Below are 22,093 nucleotides of genomic sequence, written 5' to 3'. Positions count from 1 at the left end.
CGCACTATGGCGAAGGAAAAGGTAAAGCGCAAGGCCGCGAAGGCCGCTGAGAAGGCACCCGCCCGGAAGATGGTCGCGCAGAACAAGAAGGCGCGGCACGACTACCACATCCTGGACACGTACGAGTGCGGCCTCGTCCTGATGGGCACCGAGGTCAAGTCGCTGCGGCTGGGCCGTGCCTCCCTGGTGGACGGGTTCGTGCACATCGACCGCGGAGAGGCGTGGCTGCACAACATCCACGTACCCGAGTACGTCCAGGGCACCTGGACCAACCACTCCGCCACGCGGAAGCGCAAGCTCCTGCTGCACCGCGCGGAGATCGACAAGCTGGAGTCGAAGTCCCAGGAGACGGGTCACACCATCGTGCCCCTGGCCCTGTACTTCAAGGACAGCCGGGTCAAGGTCGAGATCGCGCTGGCCAAGGGCAAGAAGGAGTACGACAAGCGGCAGGCGCTCAAGGAGAAGCAGGACCTGCGCGAGACGAACCGCGCGATCGAGTCGGCCAAGCGGCGCCAGCGCAGCGCCTAGGCCGCGCTACCCCGCTACCCCGCGACCTCGCGACCTCGCGGGAATTGGCTGGCATCGTCGGGCGTTGGTCACGTACGATGGGTACCGCACCTCATCGCAGGTGCACGGTGGTTTGAAAAATCAACATGGGGATGATCGGTTTCGACAGCGGATGTCGAAGCAGGGGAAGCGAGCCGAGGAAGCGGCAATGATCTCGTAAACCATATGTCGCAACCAATAATCGCCAATTCTAAGCGCGATTCCCAGTCCTTCGCTCTCGCTGCCTAATAAGCAGTGACTGAAGGACCCTAAAAGGGTGTCAGCCCGGGAGTGTTCCCGGCCCGGATCCTGGCATAATCTAGGGAACTAAACCATCGAGCCCGGTCACGGGGTTCGATGGGAAATCAAACAGTGACTGGGCCCGTCGGAGACTTGTTCGCGAGATCTCCGGGGCCGAGAAAATCGAAGCGAACTGCGCTCGGAGAAGCCCTCCTTTTGCACCGTTGGACGCGGGTTCGATTCCCGCCATCTCCACAATTCCCATGTGCGGCGAAAGCCCTCTGGCCCCAGGCCAGGGGGCTTTTTCCATGCCCGGAAGCCCGGACGCCCGGACGCGGCGGCGGAACATCTCGTACGTCCCCGGGACACGCGGCCGGAGTGGGGTCTGTTGCCGGGCGGCCGAGTCCGGGATGCTCCAGGGTCATGAGTAGACCCGTGAGACGCGTCACCACCCGCATGCGCCACTGGATCTTGCCCGCCGTGCTCGCCGTCGCGGCGGCCGGGCTCTCCGCCGGATCTCCGGCCGGCGCGGACTCCGACCGGTCGGGGCTGCCCGAAGCCATCGACACGATCCTGGGCGACCCGCGCATGGAGGGCGGCGTGGCCAGTGTCGTGGTCGCCGACTCCGCGTCCGGCGACGTCCTGTACCAGCACCGTACGAGCGGCCGCCTGATGCCCGCCTCCAACACCAAACTGCTCACCTCGGCCGCCGCCATGGAGCTCCTCGGCCCGGACCACCGGTTCACCACCGACGTACGCACCACCGCGCAGCGGCGCGGCTCCGAGCTCCGCGGCGACCTCTACCTGCGGGGCACCGGCGACCCCACGACGCTCGCCAAGGACTACGACCAGCTCGCCGCCAAGATCGCCGACTCGGGGATCAAGCGGGTCTCCGGGCGGCTCGTCGCCGACGACACCCGCTTCGACGACAAGCGCATCGGCGACACCTGGGGCGGCGACGACGAGTCCTCGTACTACGCCGCGCAGATCAGCGCGCTGAGCGTCGCACCTGACACCGACTACGACACCGGGACCGTCATCGTCGAGGTCGAGCCCGGAGCGCGGGCCGGGGCCAAGCCGCGCGTGCGCGTGACGCCGAAGACCGACTACGTAGACATCGATCTGCGCGCGACCACCGTCGCGCAGGGCGGCGCCGACACCGTCGCCGTGGAGCGGCAGCACGGCAAGAACGTCATCACCGTCAGCGGCACCGTCCCGGTCGGCGGGGCCACCACCAAGGAGTGGGTCACCGTCTGGGAGCCCACCGGGTACGCGGCCGCCGTCTTCCGCGACGCCCTCGCCGCGCACGGCGTGAAGGTGAGCGGGCCGACCCGGACCGGGATCGCCACCCCGAAGACCGCCCGCGGGCTCGCCACGCACGACTCGATGCCGCTCAAGGACCTCATGATCCCGTTCATGAAGCTGTCCAACAACATGCACGCGGAGAGCCTCACCAAGGCCATGGGCCACAAGGCGACCGGCAGGCCCGGGAGTTGGGGCGACGGCATCACGGCCATCGGCGGCTACCTGAAGACCGCGGGCGTCGACCCGGGCAAGATCCGCCAGGTCGACGGCTCCGGGCTCTCGCGCAAGGACAACGTGGCGGCCGAGCAGTACATCAAGCTGCTGCGCTCCGCGAAGAGCGAGCCGTGGTTCGCCGACTGGTACACCTCCCTGCCGGTGGCCTGCGACCCGGACAAGTTCGTCGGCGGCACGCTGCGCACCCGGATGTGCGGGACCCCCGCCGCCCGCAACGTCCACGCGAAGACCGGGTCGTTGACGGGCGCGTCCGCGCTGTCCGGCTACGTCAAGGACAAGGACGGGCGCGAGCTGGTCTTCAGCATCATCCTGAACAACTACCTGGCGTCCTCGGTGAAGGCCCTGGAGGACGCCATCGTCGTCACCCTCGCCTCCTCGACCGCGGACAAGGCCGTCCTGGTCACGCCGCGTTCGACACGTGCGGTGGAGCGGGACGGGGGCGACGGCGGCGGAGAGGTCGAGTGCTCGTGGCGCAAGCCTGCGCGCTGCTGAGCAGCAGGGCGCAGCAGGCGGCGGCGACCGGCACGCCGTAGCCCGCGGCGGTGCCCAGGTGCTCCACCGCCCAGCCGCCGCCCGCCGCGCCGCAGGCGATGCCCCCGAGGAGGCCGGTCACGGCGAGGGTCATGCCCTCGTTCAACCGCCCCTCGGGGGTGCGGCGCTGGGCCAGCGTCATGGCGGTGACCATGGTGGGCGCCGTCGCCATCCCCGCGCACAGCAGCGCTACGGAGAGGGCGATCAGCGAACCGGTCGCCGCCACCGCGAGCAGGGGCAGCGTCATCGCGGCCGCCATCGCGGCGGCGCACAGGACATGGCGGCGGCCGAGGGGCCCGCGCGGTTCGGCGGCTCCGTAGACGAGGCCCGCCACGCAGGAACCCGCGGCCTGGAGGGCGAGGACCGCGCCCGCGGCGGCCTTGTGGCCCTGTTCGTCGGCGTAGGCGATCGTGACGACTTCGAGCGACCCGAAGACGGCACCCGTGGCGAGGAAGCCGATCAGCAGAACGGGCATCCCGCGCGCGCGGAGCAACGATTTCGTCGCGGCCGACGTGTCCGTACGGTCGGCACGGTCGGTACGTTTCCGATGGTTCTGTGGCGGGGGCTCCGTCGCCCGCTGGGCGGCGAAGACGAGGACGCCGGTCACCAGCAGGATCACCCCGATCAGGGTGCCCGCCTGCGGGAAGAGCGCGCCGCACAGGAACGCGGCGAGGACAGGGCCGAGCATGAAGCAGAGCTCGTCGACGGCCTGCTCGAAGGAGTTCGCGGTGTGCACGGCCCGCGCGTCCCCCTTGAGGAGGTGGGCCCAGCGGGCCCGTGACATGCCGCCGGTGTTGGGTGTCGTGGCGGTGGCCGCGTACGACGCGAACAGGGTCCAGTCGGGCGCTCCGTAGCGCACGCACAGCAGCAGGGAGAGCGAACCCAGCGCGGCGATCAGGGCGGCGGGGACCGCGACGCGGGCCTGGCCGTGGCGGTCCACGAGCCGCGCCGTCCAGGGCGCGACGACGGCGGTCGCGGCGAGACCGGTCGCGGTGACGGCGCCGGCCAGCGCGTACGAGCCGCGGGCCCCGGAGATCATGATGACGGCGCTCACGCTGAACATGCCCATGGGGAGCCGGGCGACGAGGTTGCCGAGGGTGAAGGCGGTGGCGCCGGGTATCGCGAAGAGGCGGGAGTAGGGGTTGTGGGGCATGTGAACACCCTCACCGGGGGTGCGGGACGGGGTCCAACACCTGCGGGGCGCCGATTCACGCAACTCCGTTGTAAGTCCTCGTATCGGCTTGTAAGTTCCTGCGATGACCCAGGAATCACCCGCCGTCGCCGTACACCGCCGTGATGTGGACCCCCGGCTGCTGCGCGCCTTCGTCGCCGTGGCGGAGGAGCTGCACTTCACCCGCGCGGCCGCCCGGCTGTACGTGGCGCAGCAGTCGCTGAGCCGCGATGTACGGCGTCTGGAGCGGGAGTTGGGCGCTGAGCTCTTCGCGCGCACCACGCGGCAGGTCACGCTGACGGCCGACGGCGAGCGGCTGCTGCCGTACGCGCGACGCGTCCTGGAGGCCCAGGACGACCTGGTGGCCGCCGTCTCGGGCGCGGCGCGCCCGCTGCTCGTCGACCTGAACAGCCCCGGTCTGGTCTGCGGCCGCATCCTGGAGCGGGCCCGCGCGCTGGCCCCCGAGTGCGAGCTGATGGCCCGCTTCGAGAGCGGCCTCGCCGGTTCCGCCGCCGAGATCGTCGCCGGGCGGCTCGATGTCTCCTTCGGACGGTACGCGGGACTCGACCCGGCACTGCGGGCCGGGCTGGACCACCAGCCGGTGCGGTACGAGCCGATGGCGGTGCTGCTGCCTGCCGGGCATCCGCTGGCGGAGCTCGACGAGGTGCCGCTCGACGCGCTCGCGGGGGAGACCGTGTACGCGGGGGCGGGCAATCCCAGGACGACGGAGTGGACCGGCCTCGCGCGGCTGCTCTTCGAGGGGCGGGGTGGCGAGGGGCGGGGCATCGCGGGGCGAGGTGGCGAGGGGCGCGGCATCGAAATCGCGCCGCCCGCGCCCCTCGCCGTCGGCCCCGAGGAATTCGAACGCGTCATGGCGAAGTATCGGAATCCGGTCCTGGCGGTGGTGGACTTTCCGACCATGCCGGGAGCCGAGCTGCGACCGCTCGTGGACCCGGTCCCGCTCTCCCCCGTATCACTGGTGTGGCGAAAAGGCTTGCTCCACCCGGGAGTTGCCGCATTGCGGGAGGCCGCGGCGTCCCTTGCCGCCGAGGAAGGATGGCTGCGGCGACCGGCACGTAGCTGGCTTCCCGCCGCAGATGCACGCGTCATGACGAGTCCTTCACAGTGGCCACGCAATGCCGTTGTGCGAACGTTACGCGGGGACGCGTGCCCGTAATGGCTTGAAATGCCGCTGTAAATGGGGGCGTTCGAGGCGGTTGGGGGTGGTCCGGAAACCCCTCACGGGGCCGTGAAATTCGCTGTGGCGAATGAGGCCTGTGGGCGACGGAGCGCGGCATGAGGTGGAGAGGGGTGTGTCGTCGACAGCCTCATGAATCGCACTAGCAAATCAACTCCCGACGGTGGGTCGTAACGATCTCGACGCTGCGTGTAGCCGACTCCTAAGCTGGCGGCTCTTCCCCGCTGTACGCGCCGGACGACCGCATGCCGCGTGGCGGGGCCCACCCTCTGCCAGGAGTTCCTTTGCTTTACAGGAAGACCGCGCTGCGCATCGCCGCGCCCGTCGCCGTGCTCGCCCTCGCCCTCACCGCCTGTGGCGGCGGAGACGACAAGAAGTCGGACGACAAGAAGGCGGACGCCCCCAAGTCGCAGAACAAGCCCGCGGAGCCGACCGCCCTGAAGGCCGGCGAGACCACCACAGGCCAGGTCAAGGAGGACAAGGCCACCGTCACGTACGACGTGGCCGCGCAGAAGATCGACGTCGGTACGGCGGCCGAGACCAAGAAGCTGGTCTCGGACCCGAAGCAGGCGAAGGGCCTGGTCGTGGCGACCGCCCACATGAAGATCACGCACAAGGCCGGCGCCCCGCTCACGGACACGCCGGACGTGGCCGAGACGACGGAGATCTACGCGGACGGCACCCGCGGCGGCCTCCTCATCGGTGCCGCCGAGGACGCGCCGGGCTGCGAGGACGAGCTGGACCTCGAGGGCTGGAAGAAGGGCGAGACGCACGAGCTGTGCGAGACGTACCTGATCCCCGAGGGCTCGAAGAACCTCGAGGTCCGCTGGTCGGCCAAGGAGGACGGCAAGCAGGTGACGTGGAAGGTCGCGGGGAAGTAGCGGCGGCCCGTACGTAACTGCCGTGTGCGGCAGGGGCGTCGGTCCGTTGTCGTCCGGGCGTCGCGTTCAGCGGCGATGCCCGGACGTGGGTGTTTGCGGGGTCAACGCGCGAATCGGGGCCGCTGTGGTGGACCCGACGTTGGCGTCTGTCAGTGGTCATGGATAGCTTGGTTCACTCCAGAGAACCCTCGTCCTACCAGGAGCTGACCGTGATCCGCCGCCCCACCTTGCTCGCAGCGGCCGCCCTGACCGCCGCGGTTCTGACGCTCTCCGCCTGCGGAGGCGGTGGTGACGGCGATTCCGCCAAGGACAGCGACAAGATCGCGGGTGCGGACACGGGCGGGGAGAAGTCGAAGTCGCCCTCGCCGAAGGCGTCGGAGGACGGGGTCGACCGGCCGGAGGTCACACTCCCGAAGGACGTGGACAACGTCTTCGAAGGCGGTAAGACCGGTGACTCGAAGAAGGACACCGTGCTGGCGGACAACGAGCGGTGGCTGGACTCGCTGATCGAGGCGGTGACCGTCGACGCGGAGGACCACCCCGGGCTGAAGTTCTACACGTCGGGCGACGCGCTGCTGTCCTCGGCGCAGTACATCCAGGGTTTCCAGAAAAACAACAAGAGTTTCGTCGGCACCATCCGGTACTACGACCGGCAGGTCACCTTCCTGAAGGAGGGCGTCGCCGCCGTGTCGTACTGCAAGGACGGCACCAAGACGTACCCCAAGGACTTGAAGACCGGCAAGGTGGACCGGTCGATCGAGGGCTCCGCGAGTGACTACGCGTTCGTCAACACCCGTGTGAAGAAGAACGACAAGGGCGTCTGGCAGACGGATTCCGTCACGTCGACGACGGCATCCAAGAAGTGCACGCCGTGATCGCGGGCGCACGGAAGCCTGCGCTCCGGTGGGCCGCGCCCGCGCTGGCCGTGGCTGTGGTGCTGATCCCCGCCACTGCTCACGCCGGCGGCGGCGACACGGTGGGCGGTGCGGACGTCGGGAGTGGCCAGCAGTCGAACGGCGCCCTCCAGGATCGCAACCTCACTGTCCAGACGAAGGTCCAGACGACCGTCGAAGGCAACCCGAAGTCCGCGAAGACCGGCACGCTCACGCCCGCCAACAGCAACTGGGACCCGCCGGCCTGCTGGTACGAGCCTGCCTACTCCCCGAAGCAGATCGAGGCCACGGTCAAGGCGATCCGCAAGATGAAATTCTTCGGCCTCGGCGACTTCGTGGGCGGCATCTTCGACTCGTACTTCAAGGAGGGGCACCCCTACAAGGACTACAACCTCGACAAGCAGGGCGAGGGGAAGTTCTGGGCGGCCACCGTCGACGAGAAGCGCAAGGACGAACCGGGCGCGAAGGCCTGCGACAAGCTGCCGTTCTGGGTGCAGGAAGGCGAGACCCCGAAGGAGCCCCTCGCGGTCTCTCCCAGGATCCTCGCCGAGTACGCGTACGGCCAACTGCCCGTCCCCGGCACCGAGATCAAGATGGCGCCGGAGGGTGAGACGAAGGTCAACCTGCCGACCTGGGTGTGGCTGGACAAGGCCAAGTTCAAGAAGGTCTCGGTGACCGCGAGCCTGCCCGGCACGGGCTTGTCCGCGACGACGACCGCCGAGCCGGTGTCCCTGAAGCTCGAACCGGGGACGGGCGACGCCGAGACGTACCCCGCGTCCGGCGAGTGCCCGATCGAGGACGGCCGGATCGGCACGCCCCGGGCCAAGGGCACCTCGGGGGACACGGATCCGCCGTGCGGGGTGAAGTACCTGCGGTCGTCGCGCGACGGTTCGTACGAACTCAAGGCCACCCTCACCTGGAGGGTCAGGTGGACGAGTACGACGGAGCCGGGCGGCGACCTGCCCCCGGGCGAGTTCGGTGCGGCGCAGGACGTGGTCGTACGGGAGATCCAGTCGGTCAACCGTTGACGTGAAGCGGGGACGGGGGCTCAGTAGCCCACTGTGAAGCGGGTGCGGTGGTGGGCCGGGGATTCCGCTTCGTCCAGGAGCGCCACCGCCAGGTCCTCCATGGAGATGGACGAGTCGCCGTCCGCGTCCACCAGGAGTTCGTCCTTGCCGAGGCGGTACTCGCCCGTGCGCGTGCCCGGTTCGAAGAGGGCCGAGGGGCTGATGTACGTCCAGGCCACCCGCGTGTCCGCCGTGTGGAGCGCCTCGTACTGGGCGTTGGACGCCTCGGCGATGTGACGCCAGGGCGCGGGGACGTACCTCGGGTCGTCGATGGCGAGGCGGCCCTCCGTGCCGGGGACCGTCAGGCTGCCCGCGCCGCCGATGACGATGAGGCGTACGTCGTCGGTGTGGGCCAGGCCCGACAGGAGCGACCTGGTGATCGCGGGGTGGTCGCGCTCGTGGCCGGGGGCGGGTCTCGTGGCGTTGACGACGACGTCCTGGCCGGCGCTGAGCGCGGTCACGTGGTCCGCGTTCCGGGCGTCGCCGGTGCGGTGCTCGGCGTCCGGGTGCAGCTCCGCGTAGCGGGACGGGTCGCGGACCACGGCGGTGACCTCGTGGCCGCGGGCGAGGGCCTCCGCGACGACGCGGCTTCCGGTATTTCCGGCTGCTCCGAAGACGGTGATGCGCATGGTGGCTCCTGGAAGAGGGAGGGAGGTGGGGAGGTGAGGCGCGGGAGTGGGCGCGGGAGTAGGTGGGGTTATGCGCGGCGCGCCTGGTGGCGGCTCTGGCCCAGCGCCACGCTGCCGAGGACGAGGACGAGTCCGGCCACCTGCCAGACGGTGAGCGTCTGCCCGAGGATCACCAGGCCCGCGAGCGTCGCGACGACGGGGTTGGCCAGGCCGAGGAAGGAGACCGAGGAGGCGGGGAGGCGTTCGATGCCGCGGAACCAGAGGGCGTACGCGAGAGCCGTGCCGATGATGCCGAGGTAGGTGTACCCGGCGACGTTGGCCCCGGTGAAGTGGTCCGGGAGGCCTTCCGCGGTGAGGGCGATGGGTGCCAGGACCAGGCCGCCCACGGTCAGCTGCCATCCGGTGAGGGCGAGCAGCGAGACGCCTTCGGGGCGGCCCCACCGCTTGCTGAGCACCACCGCGAGGGCCATCAGCGTGGTCGCGGTCAGCATCGCGACGATGCCCGCGAGGTCGACCGTGGCGCTGCCGCGCAGGACGAGGAGCGCGACGCCCCCGACGCCGACCAGGCCCGCGAGCAACGTACGTCGGGTGGGCCGCACCTTCAGTACGCCGACGCCGAAGCCCGCCACGAGCAGCGGCATGACCGCGCTGATCGTCGAGGCGACGCCGCCGGGCAGGTGGTACGCGCCGAAGAAGAGGAGCGGGAAGAAGGCGCCGAAGTTGAGGATGCCGAGGACGGCCGCCTTCCACCACCAGTCGCCGCTCGGCAGTCGCCGGGTCAGGGCGAGCAGGATGAGCCCGGCGGGCAGCGCGCGCAGGGCGGCGGCGAGCAACGGGCGGTCCGGGGGGAGGAGTTCGGTGGTGGTGACGTAGGTCGTGCCCCAGGTGGCGGGGCCGATGGCGGCGAGCGCGGCGAAGCCGGCGGCGGCTTTGGCTGAGGGGCGGGCCGTGAGGCCGGCCACGGGGCCGGCTGAGGGGCGGGCGGTCGGTACGGGTGAGTTCTCTTCCACGCTCTGTTCCACGGTGTAAGCCTGCGTCGGGAGCGGTGTGTTGATGCTGGTGCTCTTGATCCCGGTATCGGACATGACGGTCCCCTCGTCGTTCCCCTGAACGCTGTTATTCTCAACGTTGAGATAAATATGGACCCGGGGTCTGCGAACGTCAAGTATCTGAACGTTGAGACAACTGATCTGTGCGTGGGCGCCAGGAGTGGGATGGAGAACCGATGACCGATGACGTTGACGCCATCGACGAGCTGCGGAGCCAGTGGCGCCGCGAGCGTCCCGACCTGGACCTCGCGCAGCTGGACGCGATGGCTCTGGTCGGCCGCATCAAGAGGGCGGACCATCTGCTGAGCAAGGGCATGAAGCGGGTCTTCGTCGAGTACGGCCTGGAGTTCGCGGAGTTCGACGTCCTCGCCACGCTGCGCCGCGTCGGCGCCCCGCACGAACTCACCGCGGGCGGACTCCTCAAGACCGCGATGGTGACGTCCGGCGCCATCACGAACCGCCTCGACAAACTCGAACGCAAGGGCCTGATCGAACGCCACCCGGACCCGAACGACCGCCGCGCCATCCGGGTCCGCCTCACGGACGCCGGCCGCGACCTGGTGGACCGCGCGGTGGTGGACCACATCGCGAACGAGGAGCGGATGCTCGCGGCTCTGTCGCCGGAGGAGCGGGCGGCCATCGACGGGGCGCTGCGGCAGTTGCTGGTGTCGTTGGGGGACACACATCTCGGCTGACGGCGCCGTCGGGAGCGAACGGGCCGGAAGTCGCGTTGCTTTCGCGGATGGGTCCGGCCGCGAGGGGGAGCCTCGCACCGTGGCAGCCAGTCACCGTGCGGGCGCGTGTGGCGAAGGAAATGGGGAGGGGGTGTGTGCGCACCGCGCCTTTGCCCGTGTATGCGCAGAGTGTTCCTGACCTCGACGTGACCCCGTCTTCCCCTCATGGATAGCTTGGTTCACTCCAGAAAACCCTTCCCGCCAGGAGTCCACAGTGCGTCGCCGATCGGCGGGGGAGGCCAGGTGAACGACCCGGGGCCGAAACGGACGCGAGTAGGGGAGCAGCGCGCGTGAGCGATCTGTACATCGACGGCGAAATGCTGAGCCGGGTTCGGCGCAACCTGGGGAACATCGAGGACCTGCTGGGCAAGCCGATCCGCGCCATGGCCGGCATAGACGCAAAGGCCATGGGGTCCAAGGAACTTGAGCGCCGCATGGAGGATTTCGGTGAAGAGTGGGGTTACGGGATCGGTCAGTTGAGGAAGTTCTCGAAGGGGGCGGCGAAGACGCTGGCCCACATCGAGAACACCTTCGAGAAACTGGACGAGGATCTCGCCGCGGCACTGTCGAAGGCGGCGAAGAAGAAGTGAGCGCCCCTACGCTCGATGACTTCCCCGCGCTGGGGTTCGTGCCGTGCCCCGGTGACCATGATGCGGTGGACAAGGTTGCCGATTCACTCCGCAGTGCGGCAACGGCCTTGGGGGAGATCAAAAGGGTCCTGCGTGGTGCGGACGACGGCGATTGGCGAGGCAAGGCGGCCATCGCCTTCCGCGAGCTCCTGGATGACGAGTTCCGTCCCAAGGTCGAGGATGCCTTCGACTCCTTCGACGGGGCGAAGGGGGTGATCCAGGACTGGGCCGACTACATGAAGGACAAGCAGAAGGTCGCTCGTGGCCTCGAGCGGGAGGCTGCAGAGGCAGAGCGGGCTGCGGACAAAGAGAAGGACAAGAAGGACAAGGCCGAGAAGGGCAAGAAGGACGACGCCGAACCTGAAGCGAAGAAGCCTTCGGGCGGTTCGGGCGACGAAACCGATCCGGTCGAGGAGGTGCGCAAGCGGGCCCGGACTCTTCAGTCGAACTACGAGGAGAAGGGGCGCAACGCAGCCGATCGCCTCAAGGACGCCATCGACGTCGCACCGAATGAGCCCGGGTTCTGGGAGAGCCTGGGCGATTTCATCGGGGACGTGCTCGATAAGATTGGTGACGCACTTGCCTGGGTGCACGACCAACTCATCGAGCTGTTGGGTAAGTACGCCCCCCTGCTCGACCTCATCGGGGACATCGCCGGACTCCTGAGCGCCGTCACGGGTCTCCTGGCGCTCATTCCCGGACTGCAGTTCATGGCCGCCGCGTCGCTCCCCCTGGCAGGTGTCGCTCTGGGAGCCCACTACCTCTCCGCAGTCGGTACGACCGGTAGTTTCGGCAAGGCGTTGCTGACCAAGGACGTCATCATGGACGCCGTGGGGTTCGGCGTCGGCAAGCTGGGAGCGAAGATGGGAGACAGCATCCTCTCCGCAGCTCAGCTGTCGGGCACGCCGATGCGAACGGTGCCGCAGCTCATAGGGCCTGCTCAGGAACTTCCGTACGGTATTTTCCAGCTGGCCAAGAGCACCCCAAGTGCCGGCTATGTCATGGGTCAGGACGAGTTCATCTCGCGTGCCGCCAGTTTCCATGTGACCTGGGCGGGCCACGCGCTGACGGCCGAAGGCGGAGGCGACAGTATCGAGACCGTCGGCAAGATCTTCAAGTGGGACTTCGGGGGGCTTACGCAGAAGCCGGAGGTGTCCAATTGAACTCCGTGAGTTCCGGGAGTTCCGCGATTACCAGGAGTGGCGACATCACGGCGATTGAACCGGGGCAGGTCAACCTGTTCGTCCCTCCCGACTGGTTCGACCTCATGGCCGACGGGCCGGACAGAGAAGCGACTCGGGCCCGCTGTGAAGACATAATCCGCCGTACCTATCCGGAAACTCCGCCGGAACGTCGGGAGGAATTCGTCGACGGACTCATGGCGTGCCACGAGCGCTACCTTGCCGATGGCGCGCTCATGTACGGCGTGATCACGGCGCCGCTGCCCAGCACCGGAGATCAGGCCGTCTGGCAGGTGCAAGCGGGCGTGGTGGCCGTTCCGGCCGTCCCTGAAGAGGTCGACCTCGGAGAGTTGCTTTCGAGGGTGTTCGACGCGCAGTTCAAGCAGCGCGTGGCGTATGTCGAGCGATTCACCACCGAGATGGGTCTCGGTCTCGGGTTTCTGTCCCAGCCTGACGTTCCCGTCCCGGAGGACTGGGCGGACGAGGTTCCCGCGGATCTCCGGACGGGGCTGGCGGGTGCGCTCGCCTGCCCGCCCGAGGGAGGGAAGGGCCTGCTGGTTGTCGGGACCTGCTTGAATCCAGATCAAGTGCGTGAGCTTGCCGCTCTGGTGGCGGTCATCGCCGGAAACTCGACCTTTGCTCCGGCGGAATCCCGGACTCCGAGTAACCAGTAGGACGACAGAGGAACGGACATGACGAATACCAGCAACGCCGGTACCTCCTCGCGAGCTTCGCTGTTTCGGGCGCCTCCGCTTCCTGAGGGTCCCGGGTCGCCGCAGGCCTGGCCGGACCGGGCGGCTCTCCTCCGGGCCCAGGCCGAAGCGCTCAAGGCGCTCATGCGTGAGGACCTCTCGCGAGGGCGTGGCCTCGCCTTTCTGGTGTGCGCGGCGGTGGTGACCCTCGTGGCCGTGCTGGCCCCGGTCCTTGTGGTGGATGCGGCCACGGGTGAAGGCGGGGACACCAACGACGTCGCCGTATCGGTCGCGGTCTGTGTTCTGCTGGCAGTCATCGCGCTTCCGGCGCTCCTGGTCCTGCGCTCCTTGCGTGCCCGAGGGGTGCGGCGGAGACGGCTGCTGGGGGAGTGGGCCGCCATCGAGAGAGGGTGCGACTCCGAGATTCCGTCGGGGTACGGCTCGCAGGGCTCCCCGCACTCCCGCTTCATCAACGCGGCCGGGCTGCTGGTGCTGGTCTTCGTGCTGGCCGTCGTCGTGCTGGCGAACGCGTCCGATGCGAGTGGTCTCGTGATGCTGCCGGGGCTGGTCGTCGCCGGTGCCTTCGCTTGGGCGACGGTGCGAAAGTACGCCGACCGCTACACGTGGGCCTCGCGGGAGAACGTGATCCGTGGACGAGCACGTCGACGGCAGCGGCACCGGGGGCAGATGTCCGGAGTGGTGGAAGTCCAGCCGACCGGGGTCCGTCCCGCGCTGCTCTACATCGCGCTGTGTGCCCCCGTCGTCATCGTCGCGCTGGTCTTCGCCGTTGCCCGCCCCAAGAACGTGCTGGGAATCGCGCTGGTCGGTCTTGTCGCCCTGGCGGTGCTGTTGATCGGCGCTCCGGTCGTCACACGCAAGCGTCGCCGGGAGCGGGACGAGATCGCCCGGGCCGCGGACACCTTGGTGAACTCGTTCCCGCCCGGCGCGGTCGTGCACCCCATGCGTTACGGGCTGGGCGAGCCCACCGGGCAGCGCGCGGCCGCCGGTCCCGCCTCCTGGGACTGTGATCCGCCGCGTGCCGGTGCTCTGGCGGTCGGTGGTGAGCTGGTGCAACTCCGCGGCGTGAACGGCGATGCGTTGGACATCCCCTTCGCCGACCTCGCGGGTGTGGCGTGTATGGCCAACACGGTGACCTGGCTCGATCCGACCCTCGATCTGCTCCTGCGCTCCGGAGACTCGATCGAGGTCCGTACACCCCGGGCGGAGGAAATCGCCGGGGCGCTGTCCGGCGCGGGGGTACGCACCGTTTCCGCATAGCGCGTGTCGATGCCGGGTCTCGTACGCCCGGGCCGGTCCTCGCCTCCTCGCCTCCTCGCCTCCTCGCCTTCCCACCTCCTCACCACCCCCGCCCCACCCCCGTGAGAGCAACGTTCCGTCGTGGTCATCGGGCGGCACAGGGTTGAAATGCGATCTCCCTAGCTTCTAGGGCGTTGGCGTTGGCCGCTGACCGCGGACTACCCCTGGAGGCGTGAGATGTGGATCGAGCGGTGGGAACCGGAGGACGAGAGGTTCTGGAAGGAGGAGGGCGGGGAGAGGGTCGCCCGGCGGAACCTCGCGTTCTCCGTGTTGTCCGAGCACGTCGGGTTCTCCGTGTGGAGCCTGTGGTCGGTGATGGTCCTGTTCATGGGGCCCGAGTACGGGATCGACGCCGCGGGGAAGTTCTTCCTCGTGTCGATGGCGACCCTCGTCGGCGCCGTCGTCCGCGTGCCCTACACCTTCGCCGTCGCCCGGTTCGGGGGGCGGAACTGGACCGTCATCGCCGCGTCCCTGCTGCTCCTGCCCACCGTCGCCGCCTTCGTGGTGATGGAGCCGGGGACCTCGTACAGCACCTTCATGCTGTGTGCCCTGCTCACCGGCGTCGGCGGGGGCAACTTCGCCTCCAGCATGACCAACATCAACTCCTTCTTCCCGCTGCGCGAGAAGGGGTGGGCGCTCGGGCTCAACGCGGGGGGCGGCAACATCGGCGTGCCCGTCGTGCAGCTCGTGGGGCTCGCCGTCATCGGGGCCGGTGGCGGGCCCCGTGTCGTGCTCGGGATCTATGTGCCGTTCGTTGTGTTTTCGGCCGTCTGTGCTTATTTCTTCATGGACAGTATTTCCTCCGTCCGTAACGACACCGGGGCCGTCAAGGGCGCTGTCCGCGACGCGCATACGTGGATCATGTCGTTCCTGTACGTGGGGACCTTCGGGTCGTTCATCGGGTACGGGTTCGCCTTCGGGCTCGTCCTGCAGACGCAGTTCGGGCGTACGCCGCTGGAGGCCGCGCAGCTCACCTTCATCGGGCCGCTGCTCGGCTCGCTCGTCCGGCCCGTCGGCGGGCGGCTCGCCGACCGGTTCGGCGGGGCCCGCATCACCCTGTGGAACTTCCTCGGCATGGGCGCCGCGACCGGCGTCGTCGTCATCGCCTCCCTGCGCGAGTCGCTGCCGCTCTTCGTCGGCGCCTTCGTCGCGCTCTTCGTGCTGACAGGGCTCGGCAACGGATCCACGTACAAGATGATCCCGGGGATCTTCCAGGCCAAGGCCGAGGCCCGGGGGCTCACCGGCGAGGACGCCGCCGCTCAGGGGCGGCGGCTGTCGGGTGCGGCCATGGGATTGATCGGTGCCGTCGGGGGGCTCGGCGGGCTCGGCATCAACCTCGCGCTGCGGCAGTCCTTCCAGACCGTGGGCTCCGGCACCGGTGCCTATCTCGTCTTTCTCACCTTCTACGGGGTGTGCGCCGGGGTCACCTACTTCGTATACCTGCGGCGGCCGGTCACCCGGACGGTCGCGACCGCCGAGGCCCGGGACCAGTCGCCGCTCCGTTACGTTGACGTGTGACCCGCCACGTGACACGTCACGTGTGACCCGCCCCTGTCACGTGACGCGGGACCCGTCATGTGACACGTCACGCTTAACACGGTGGACATCAGGGCGAACCTGGCGCGTCACGCGCCGTTGACACGCTCAGTCGTCCGCCCCTGACCGCGAGATACGTGAGCAGCCTATGCACGCCACACCCCGGAACGACCCCTCCGCCCCCAGCCCCCTCGCCGGGTTCACCGTCGGCGTCACCGCCGCCCGCCGCGCCGACGAACTCGGCACGCTGCTCGAGCGGCGCGGCGCCACCGTCCTGCACGCGCCCGCCCTGCGCATCGTGCCGCTCGCCGACGACAGTGAACTGCTCGATGCCACCAAGCAGTTGATCGAGCAGGCACCCGACATCGTGGTGGCCACCACCGCCATCGGGTTCCGCGGGTGGATCGAGGCCGCCGACGGGTGGGGGTACGGGGAGGCGCTGCTCCGCTGTCTGCGCGGTGTCGAGCTGCTCGCCCGCGGGCCGAAGGTCAAGGGTGCCGTACGGGCCGCCGGGCTCACCGAGGAGTGGTCGCCGTCCTCCGAATCCATGGCGGAGGTCCTCGACCGGCTCCTCGGAGAGGGCGTCGAGGGGCGTCGCGTCGCCCTGCAGCTGCACGGCGAGCCGCTGCCCGGGTTCGTCGAGGCGCTGCGGGCCGGCGGGGCGGAGGTCGTCATGGTGCCCGTCTACCGGTGGCTGCCCCCGGAGGACCTCACGCCCGTGGACCGGCTGCTCGACGCGACCGTCGGGCGCGGGGTCGACGCGCTGACGTTCACCAGCGCTCCCGCCGCCGCGTCCCTGCTCGCCCGCGCGGAGGAGCGCGGCATGACCGCCGAACTCCTCGCCGCCCTGCGGCACGACGTCCTGTCCGCCTGCGTGGGGCCCGTCACCGCGCTGCCGCTGCAGTCCCTCGGCATCGACACGGTGCAGCCGGAGCGGTTCCGGCTCGGGCCGCTCGTCCAGGTGCTGTGTCGTGAACTGCCCGCCCGGGCACGGGCGTTCACCGTTGCCGGGCATCGGGTGGAGATCCGCGGGCACGCCGTCCTCGTCGACGACGAGCTGCGCGCCGTGCCGCCCGCCGGCATGGCCCTCCTCGCCGCCCTCGCCCGCCGTCCCGGCTGGGTCGTCGCCCGCGCGGAGCTGCTGCGCGCGCTGCCGGGCGCCGGGAGCGACGAGCACGCGGTGGAGTCGGCGATGGCCCGTCTGCGTACGGCCCTCGGTACGCCGAAGCTGATCCAGACCGTCGTGAAGCGCGGCTACCGGCTCGCCCTCGACCCGTCGTCGGGGTCGAAGTACGCGGGGTGACGCCGCCGCGTACATCGGTTGGGGCCGCCGCGGCGGAGGTCGGCGTTCTCGGGGAACCTGGTACGCCGGGTTCCGGACCCGCCCGGGGGAGTGCACTGTAGGGGTACGCAACGCATTCACTCACCGGTGACCCCAAGGCGGTGACACGCGCATGGCGTTGGGCACGGCCCCGGCTCTGTACGAGCTGCGATTCGACTCCGGGCGGAGCTGTCTGGACCTCGTGGCGACGAACCACCCCGTGGAACGGCTCGACTCCATGGCGCGGCTGCGCGCCTGGCTCGCCGGTGCGGGTCTCGTACCGGCGGAAGCGTTACTGCACGGCGCCGGGCCGCAGTGGCTCGCCGCCTTCCACGAACTGCGGGCGCAGGTGGGCCAGTTGGTACGCGGCGAGATCGAGGGGCGGCCCCTCGCCGCCGCGCCCGCGCTCGACCGCGTCAACGCGCTGGCCGCCGCGGCGCCCCCGGCCCCCTGCGCGGTACGCGCCGCCGACGGCACGCTGGTCCGTGTCCTGCGCGGCGAACCCGGCTGCGCGGCACTCGTCGCCGCGGTCGCTCGGGACGCCGTCGACCTGCTCACCGACCCGGTGGCCCGCGCGCTGCTCCGCCAGTGCGAGGGCGACAACTGCCCGATCGTGTACCTCGACACGTCCCGCGGGCGTCGGCGCCGCTGGTGCAGCAGCGAGGTGTGCGGCAACCGGGAACGGGTCGCCAGACACCGCCGGAGGGCGGCGCTCGCCCGGCCCTGAGAGCACTTGTCAGGAAGCGACTCCGGCCACCCGGCCCTGAGAGCACTTGTCAGGAAGCGACTCCGGCCACCCGCCCCTGCGAGCACCCGTCAGAGCGCGTCTCCGGCCACCCGACCCTGATCACCCGTCAAAAAGCGACTCCGGCCACCCGCCCCTGCGAGCCCCCGCCCGAGCAGACCCCGACCGCCCAACCCCACCTCCCCACGCCCCCATCGAAACGCCCCCATTGAACGCCCGGCCCCCCACCTACGTACCTCCGTCGTGAGACCCGCCCGACCCGCCGAAAGCGCGGACACCGGAGGTACGCGTGCGCAAGGATTCCGCCGTGGCCGATGAGCGCCCGCAGCCGCACCGTCATCGTCTCGGCCGGCCCCCGGGCCCGGACGAGGAGTTGATGCGCGCCCTCTACCAGGAGCACGCGGGGCCACTCCTCGCCTACGTGCTCCGGCTGGTGGCGGGCGACCGGCAGCGTGCCGAGGACGTCGTACAGGAGACGCTCATCCGTGCCTGGAAGAACGCCGGTCAGCTCAACAGGGCCACCGGTTCGGTACGCCCCTGGCTGGTGACGGTCGCCCGGCGCATCGTCATCGACGGCCACCGCAGTCGGCAGGCCCGGCCGCAGGAGGTCGACCCGTCGCCGCTGGAGGTCATCCCCGCGGAGGACGAGATCGACAGGGCACTGTGGCTGATGACGCTTTCGGACGCACTGGAGGACCTGACTCCCGCACATCGGGAGGTACTTGTCGAGACCTACTTCAAAGGGCGTACGGTCAATGAGGCGGCCGAGACGCTGGGCATACCCAGCGGGACGGTCCGTTCACGGGTCTTCTACGCGCTTCGCTCGATGAAGCTGGCGCTCGAGGAGCGGGGGGTGACGGCATGACCGAGTTCCACAGCCACCACGGCGCGCAGCAGGACGACGACCTCCACGAGACCGTCGGTGCCTACGCCCTGGGGGTCCTGGACGACGCGGAGGCGACGCGGTTCGAGGCGCACCTCGCCGGGTGCGGGTTCTGCAGGCGGCAGCTGGACGAGCTCTCCGGCATGGAGCCGATGCTGGCCGCCCTCGCGGACTTCCCGGGACCGCGCGGCGTGCCCGCGATCGGCGAGCAGCTCGCCGCCCGGCCCGGCCCCCGCCTCGCCGAACGGCTCGTCGCGGAGGTGTCGGTCAAGCGGGAGCGCGGGCGCAGGCGCGGCCTGTACCTGGTCGCGGCGGCGGTCGCGCTGATCGTCGGCGGCCCGCTCGCGGTCCTCGCGGTGACCGGCGACGACGGCGGTACGGGCGGCACGGAGGACGTGGCCGTCGAACCGCATCCCACCAGCCCCGCCGAGGACGCCTTCTTCCACCACATGGCGGAGAAGGCGCGGGCCACGGACCCGAAGACCAAGGTCAGCGCCACCGTGGGCACCGAGGCGAAGGCCTGGGGCACGCACGCCGTCCTGGAGCTGAAGAACGTCAAGGGCCCGCTGAAGTGCTCGCTGATCGCGGTCGGCAAGGACGGCGAGAAGGAGACGGTCAGCAGCTGGTCGGTGCCGGAGTGGGGGTACGGCATCAAGGGCAGCTCGAACAAATGGGCGCGCAGTCCGCTCTACGTCCACGGGGGCGCCGCCATGGACCGCAACGACATCGACCACTTCGAGGTGACCACGTTCGACGGCGACCGGCTGGTCAAGGTCGACGTGTAGGCACGACTGGTGCACGACAAGTGCACGGGACCGGCCCCTTTCGCTTAAGGTGGACGGCTGCTCGTACGAGCAGCAGCACGGTGTGAAAGGGGCCCCGGTGGCCGACGTCAACGCAGTAATGCCGTCAGGCACACGCGACCGCGAGATCAGCGTCGAACAGGAGCATCTCGACCAGGTCTACCGACGTCTCGAGGAGAAGATCCACGAGGCGGAGTTCCTGATGGACGACGCGGCCAAGCGCTCCCAGGTCGGTACGCCCGGCGCGCTCGCCGAACGCGACGCGCAGGTCTTCCGCGCCGGCGTCCATCTGAACCGCCTCAACAACGAATTCGAGGACTTCCTCTTCGGCCGCATCGACCTGCTCCAGGGCAAGGACGGCAAGAAGGGGCCCGACGGCGCGTACACGGCCGTGGAGCCCGCGGAGGGCGCGGTCCGCGAGGACGAGAGCGGCAAGTACGCGGAGATCGCGGAGACGCTGCACATCGGCCGTATCGGCGTCCTCGACGCGGACTACTCCCCGCTGGTCATCGACTGGCGCGCGCCCGCCGCCGCGCCCTTCTACCGCTCGACCCCGGTCGACCCGGGCCGCGTCGTGCGCCGCCGCGTCATCCGCTCCAAGGGCCGCAAGGTCCTCGGCGTCGAGGACGACCTGATGCGCCCGGAGCTCACCGCACGCCTCGACGGCGAGGTGCTCCCCGTCATCGGCGACGGCGCCCTGATGGCGGCGCTCGGCCAGGCCCGCGGCCACTCGATGCGGGACATCGTGGCGTCGATCCAGGCCGAACAGGACATGGTGATCCGCGCGCCCGCCGCGTCGGTGACGTACGTGGAGGGCGGCCCCGGCACCGGCAAGACCGCGGTGGCCCTGCACCGTGCCGCGTACCTGCTCTACCAGGACCGCCGCCGGTACGCGGGCGGCATCCTCATCGTCTCCCCGACACCGCTCCTGGTCGCCTACACGGAGGGCGTGCTGCCCTCCCTCGGCGAGGAGGGGCAGGTCGCGATCCGCGCGGTCGGCTCGCTGATGGAGGGCGTGGAGGCCACCGAGTACGACAGCCCCGCCGTGGCGCGGGCCAAGGGCTCGTCGCGGATGCTTCAGGTCTTGAGGAGGGCGGCGCGGGGAGCGCTGGAAGGGACGGCCACCGCCAACGTTCCGGTCGCCGCCCCGCAGGACGGCCAGCTCTCCTTCGGCGAGGACGACGACGAGCCCGCCGGCCCCCGGCCCGCCTCCGCCCCCACCCGTCTCCGCGTCGTCGCCTTCGGCCGCCGCCTCGAACTCGACGCCGAGCAGCTGGACCGCATCCGCCGCAACGCCCTGAGCGGCACCGCCCCCGTCAACCTGCTGCGCCCGCGCGCCCGCAAGCTCCTCCTGGACGCCCTGTGGTCGCAGTCCGGGTCGGCGGGCCGCCACACCGACCCCGAGCTCGCCGCCGAGCTCCGCTCCTCCTTCGACGACGACATCACGTCCGAGGACGACTTCATCCACTTCCTGGACGCCTGGTGGCCGGAGCTCACCCCGCGCGGGGTGCTCACCGCGATGAGCGACGAGAAGCGGCTCGGGCGGTGGGCGCGGCGGATCCTCAACCCGGGCGAGGTCCGCAAGGTCGCCCGTTCGCTGCGGCGCGACGCCCTGTCCGTGCACGACGTGGCGCTCCTCGACGAGCTCCAGGCGCTCCTCGGCACGCCGTACCGACCCAAGAAGAAGCGCGAACTCGACCCCCTCGACCTGCTCACCGGGCTGCAGGAGCTGATGCCGCAGCGCGAGGAGTCCCAGCGCGAGCGCGCCGAGCGGCTCGCCGCGGAACGCACCGAGTACGCGCACGTCATCGTCGACGAGGCGCAGGACCTCACCCCCATGCAGTGGCGGATGGTCGGCCGCCGCGGCCGGCACGCCACGTGGACCGTGGTGGGCGACCCGGCCCAGTCCTCGTGGTCGGACCCGGACGAGGCGGGCGCGGCCCGTGACGAGGCCCTGGGGAGCCGCCCGCGCCGCCGTTTCGAGCTGACCGTCAACTACCGCAACCCGGCCGAGATCGCCGACCTCGCCGCCAAGGTGCTCGCCCTCGCGATGCCGGGCGCCGAGTCCCCTTCGGCGGTCCGCTCCACGGGCGTGGAGCCCCGCTTCGCCGTCGTGCGGGACAGGGACCTCGCCGCCTCCGTGCGCGAGGAGGCGGCGCGGCTCCTGGAGCGGGTCGACGGGACGGTCGGCGTCGTCGTGGCGATGAACCGGCGCGAGCAGGCGGCGCGCTGGCTGGCGGGGCTCGGCGGGCGTGTGGTGGCGCTCGGCAGTCTGGAGGCGAAGGGTCTGGAGTACGACGCGACGCTCGTCGTCTCGCCCGCCGAGATCGCGGACGAGTCCCCGGCGGGCCTGCGTGTCCTGTACGTGGCGCTGACCCGTGCGACGCAGCAGCTCACGGTCCTGTCGGGGGAGCGCGACGAGCCGGACGAGGACGGTGTGCCGGACCTGCTCAGGGATTGATCCGAGCGGGTTCTCGGGACGGGAATTGCCTTACGGGGTTCGTTTGT

Annotated in this window: 20 protein-coding genes and 1 other RNA gene; 18 read left to right on the top strand and 3 right to left on the bottom strand. The window is 70.1% G+C overall.

All coding sequences use genetic code 11. The features are described 5' to 3' along the window. Positions 1-6: 6 nt before the first annotated feature. From smpB to dacB, 3 genes are all read left to right on the top strand, one after another. Positions 7-528 (top strand): SsrA-binding protein SmpB, encoded by a 522-nt coding sequence (smpB, locus tag NOO62_RS15710; protein WP_268771513.1) that lies wholly within the window; start codon positions 7-9, stop codon positions 526-528. Positions 529-655: 127 nt separating this feature from the next. Next, positions 656-1,044: a transfer-messenger RNA gene (gene ssrA / locus NOO62_RS15705) on the top strand. Positions 1,045-1,209: 165 nt separating this feature from the next. Then, entirely contained in the window at positions 1,210-2,817 is a 1,608-nt protein-coding gene (gene dacB, locus NOO62_RS15700) for a D-alanyl-D-alanine carboxypeptidase/D-alanyl-D-alanine-endopeptidase (protein WP_268771512.1), read from the top strand. Here dacB and NOO62_RS15695 read toward each other — a convergent pair. Beyond that, positions 2,726-4,009 (bottom strand): MFS transporter, encoded by a 1,284-nt coding sequence (locus NOO62_RS15695; RefSeq protein WP_268771511.1) that lies wholly within the window; start codon positions 4,007-4,009, stop codon positions 2,726-2,728. The genes dacB and NOO62_RS15695 overlap by 92 nt on opposite strands. Positions 4,010-4,112: 103 nt before the next feature. On the opposite strand from NOO62_RS15695, the gene NOO62_RS15690 reads away from it, so the two are divergent. The 4 genes from NOO62_RS15690 to NOO62_RS15675 all read left to right on the top strand — a co-directional run bounded on the left by NOO62_RS15690 (position 4,113) and on the right by NOO62_RS15675 (position 8,027). Next, positions 4,113-5,204, top strand: coding sequence for a LysR family transcriptional regulator (locus tag NOO62_RS15690; protein WP_268771510.1), 1,092 nt, complete (start codon positions 4,113-4,115; stop codon positions 5,202-5,204). Positions 5,205-5,509: 305 nt separating this feature from the next. After that, positions 5,510-6,106, top strand: a complete 597-nt coding sequence (locus tag NOO62_RS15685) for a hypothetical protein (RefSeq protein WP_268771509.1) — start codon at positions 5,510-5,512, stop codon at positions 6,104-6,106. Between the two features lie 167 nt (positions 6,107-6,273). Beyond that, entirely contained in the window at positions 6,274-6,981 is a 708-nt protein-coding gene (locus NOO62_RS15680; RefSeq protein ID WP_268771508.1) for a hypothetical protein, read from the top strand. Next, positions 6,978-8,027: a hypothetical protein gene (locus NOO62_RS15675; RefSeq protein WP_268771507.1), complete on the top strand. Its 1,050-nt coding sequence runs from the start codon at positions 6,978-6,980 to the stop codon at positions 8,025-8,027. The genes NOO62_RS15680 and NOO62_RS15675 overlap by 4 nt, the downstream gene beginning before the upstream one ends. A gap of 20 nt (positions 8,028-8,047) precedes the next feature. On the opposite strand, the gene NOO62_RS15670 is transcribed toward NOO62_RS15675, so the two are convergent. Together NOO62_RS15670 and NOO62_RS15665 are read right to left on the bottom strand one after the other, a co-directional pair. After that, positions 8,048-8,695 (bottom strand): NAD(P)-dependent oxidoreductase, encoded by a 648-nt coding sequence (locus tag NOO62_RS15670; protein ID WP_268771506.1) that lies wholly within the window; start codon positions 8,693-8,695, stop codon positions 8,048-8,050. Positions 8,696-8,763: 68 nt separating this feature from the next. After that, entirely contained in the window at positions 8,764-9,780 is a 1,017-nt protein-coding gene (locus NOO62_RS15665; protein WP_268771505.1) for an EamA family transporter, read from the bottom strand. 140 nt (positions 9,781-9,920) lie between these two features. On the opposite strand from NOO62_RS15665, the gene NOO62_RS15660 reads away from it, so the two are divergent. The 11 genes from NOO62_RS15660 (at position 9,921) to NOO62_RS15610 (ending at position 22,046) form a co-directional block, all read left to right on the top strand. Then, positions 9,921-10,439, top strand: coding sequence for a MarR family winged helix-turn-helix transcriptional regulator (locus NOO62_RS15660; protein WP_268771504.1), 519 nt, complete (start codon positions 9,921-9,923; stop codon positions 10,437-10,439). A 329-nt stretch (positions 10,440-10,768) separates the two neighbouring features. Further along, positions 10,769-11,068, top strand: coding sequence for a hypothetical protein (locus NOO62_RS15655; RefSeq protein ID WP_268771503.1), 300 nt, complete (start codon positions 10,769-10,771; stop codon positions 11,066-11,068). Further along, positions 11,065-12,270: a putative T7SS-secreted protein gene (locus NOO62_RS15650; RefSeq protein WP_414930832.1), complete on the top strand. Its 1,206-nt coding sequence runs from the start codon at positions 11,065-11,067 to the stop codon at positions 12,268-12,270. Before NOO62_RS15655 ends, NOO62_RS15650 begins: the two co-directional genes overlap by 4 nt. Before the next feature lie 5 nt (positions 12,271-12,275). Then, complete coding sequence (locus NOO62_RS15645) at positions 12,276-12,962, top strand: hypothetical protein (RefSeq protein ID WP_268771501.1); 687 nt, start codon at positions 12,276-12,278, stop codon at positions 12,960-12,962. Positions 12,963-12,980: 18 nt separating this feature from the next. Then, a complete protein-coding gene (locus NOO62_RS15640) occupies positions 12,981-14,258 on the top strand; it encodes a hypothetical protein (RefSeq protein WP_268771500.1) in 1,278 nt (425 codons plus the stop codon). Between the two features lie 216 nt (positions 14,259-14,474). Next, a complete protein-coding gene (locus NOO62_RS15635) occupies positions 14,475-15,815 on the top strand; it encodes an MFS transporter (RefSeq protein WP_268771499.1) in 1,341 nt (446 codons plus the stop codon). Positions 15,816-15,981: 166 nt separating this feature from the next. Next, complete coding sequence (locus NOO62_RS15630) at positions 15,982-17,136, top strand: uroporphyrinogen-III synthase (protein ID WP_268771498.1); 1,155 nt, start codon at positions 15,982-15,984, stop codon at positions 17,134-17,136. Between the two features lie 151 nt (positions 17,137-17,287). Beyond that, on the top strand, positions 17,288-17,881 hold the full coding sequence (locus NOO62_RS15625) for a CGNR zinc finger domain-containing protein (RefSeq protein ID WP_268771497.1): 594 nt from the start codon (positions 17,288-17,290) through the stop codon (positions 17,879-17,881). Positions 17,882-18,188: 307 nt separating this feature from the next. Continuing rightward, positions 18,189-18,764 (top strand): sigma-70 family RNA polymerase sigma factor, encoded by a 576-nt coding sequence (locus NOO62_RS15620; RefSeq protein WP_150218265.1) that lies wholly within the window; start codon positions 18,189-18,191, stop codon positions 18,762-18,764. Next, positions 18,761-19,567: a zf-HC2 domain-containing protein gene (locus NOO62_RS15615; RefSeq protein WP_268771496.1), complete on the top strand. Its 807-nt coding sequence runs from the start codon at positions 18,761-18,763 to the stop codon at positions 19,565-19,567. The genes NOO62_RS15620 and NOO62_RS15615 overlap by 4 nt, the downstream gene beginning before the upstream one ends. Before the next feature lie 118 nt (positions 19,568-19,685). Further along, positions 19,686-22,046: a HelD family protein gene (locus NOO62_RS15610; RefSeq protein ID WP_268771495.1), complete on the top strand. Its 2,361-nt coding sequence runs from the start codon at positions 19,686-19,688 to the stop codon at positions 22,044-22,046. Positions 22,047-22,093: the final 47 nt, after the last annotated feature.

It is taken from the genome of Streptomyces sp. Je 1-369 (assembly GCF_026810505.1).
GTDB lineage: Bacteria > Actinomycetota > Actinomycetes > Streptomycetales > Streptomycetaceae > Streptomyces.
Note: the sequence above shows the minus strand (reverse complement) of the source record. Positions and strands in the feature narration are given on the sequence as shown.

Excerpts from the sequence above, each read along its gene's own strand:
- smpB (WP_268771513.1), top strand. The coding sequence starts at position 7 with ATGGCGAAGGAAAAGGTAAAGCGCAAGGCCGCGAAGGCCGCTGAGAAG.
- dacB (WP_268771512.1), top strand. The coding sequence starts at position 1,210 with ATGAGTAGACCCGTGAGACGCGTCACCACCCGCATGCGCCACTGGATC.
- NOO62_RS15695 (WP_268771511.1), bottom strand. The coding sequence starts at position 4,009 with ATGCCCCACAACCCCTACTCCCGCCTCTTCGCGATACCCGGCGCCACC.
- NOO62_RS15690 (WP_268771510.1), top strand. The coding sequence starts at position 4,113 with ATGACCCAGGAATCACCCGCCGTCGCCGTACACCGCCGTGATGTGGAC.
- NOO62_RS15670 (WP_268771506.1), bottom strand. The coding sequence starts at position 8,695 with ATGCGCATCACCGTCTTCGGAGCAGCCGGAAATACCGGAAGCCGCGTC.
- NOO62_RS15665 (WP_268771505.1), bottom strand. The coding sequence starts at position 9,780 with ATGTCCGATACCGGGATCAAGAGCACCAGCATCAACACACCGCTCCCG.
- NOO62_RS15660 (WP_268771504.1), top strand. The coding sequence starts at position 9,921 with ATGACCGATGACGTTGACGCCATCGACGAGCTGCGGAGCCAGTGGCGC.
- NOO62_RS15640 (WP_268771500.1), top strand. The coding sequence starts at position 12,981 with ATGACGAATACCAGCAACGCCGGTACCTCCTCGCGAGCTTCGCTGTTT.
- NOO62_RS15635 (WP_268771499.1), top strand. The coding sequence starts at position 14,475 with ATGTGGATCGAGCGGTGGGAACCGGAGGACGAGAGGTTCTGGAAGGAG.
- NOO62_RS15630 (WP_268771498.1), top strand. The coding sequence starts at position 15,982 with ATGCACGCCACACCCCGGAACGACCCCTCCGCCCCCAGCCCCCTCGCC.
- NOO62_RS15625 (WP_268771497.1), top strand. The coding sequence starts at position 17,288 with ATGGCGTTGGGCACGGCCCCGGCTCTGTACGAGCTGCGATTCGACTCC.
- NOO62_RS15615 (WP_268771496.1), top strand. The coding sequence starts at position 18,761 with ATGACCGAGTTCCACAGCCACCACGGCGCGCAGCAGGACGACGACCTC.
- NOO62_RS15610 (WP_268771495.1), top strand. The coding sequence starts at position 19,686 with ATGCCGTCAGGCACACGCGACCGCGAGATCAGCGTCGAACAGGAGCAT.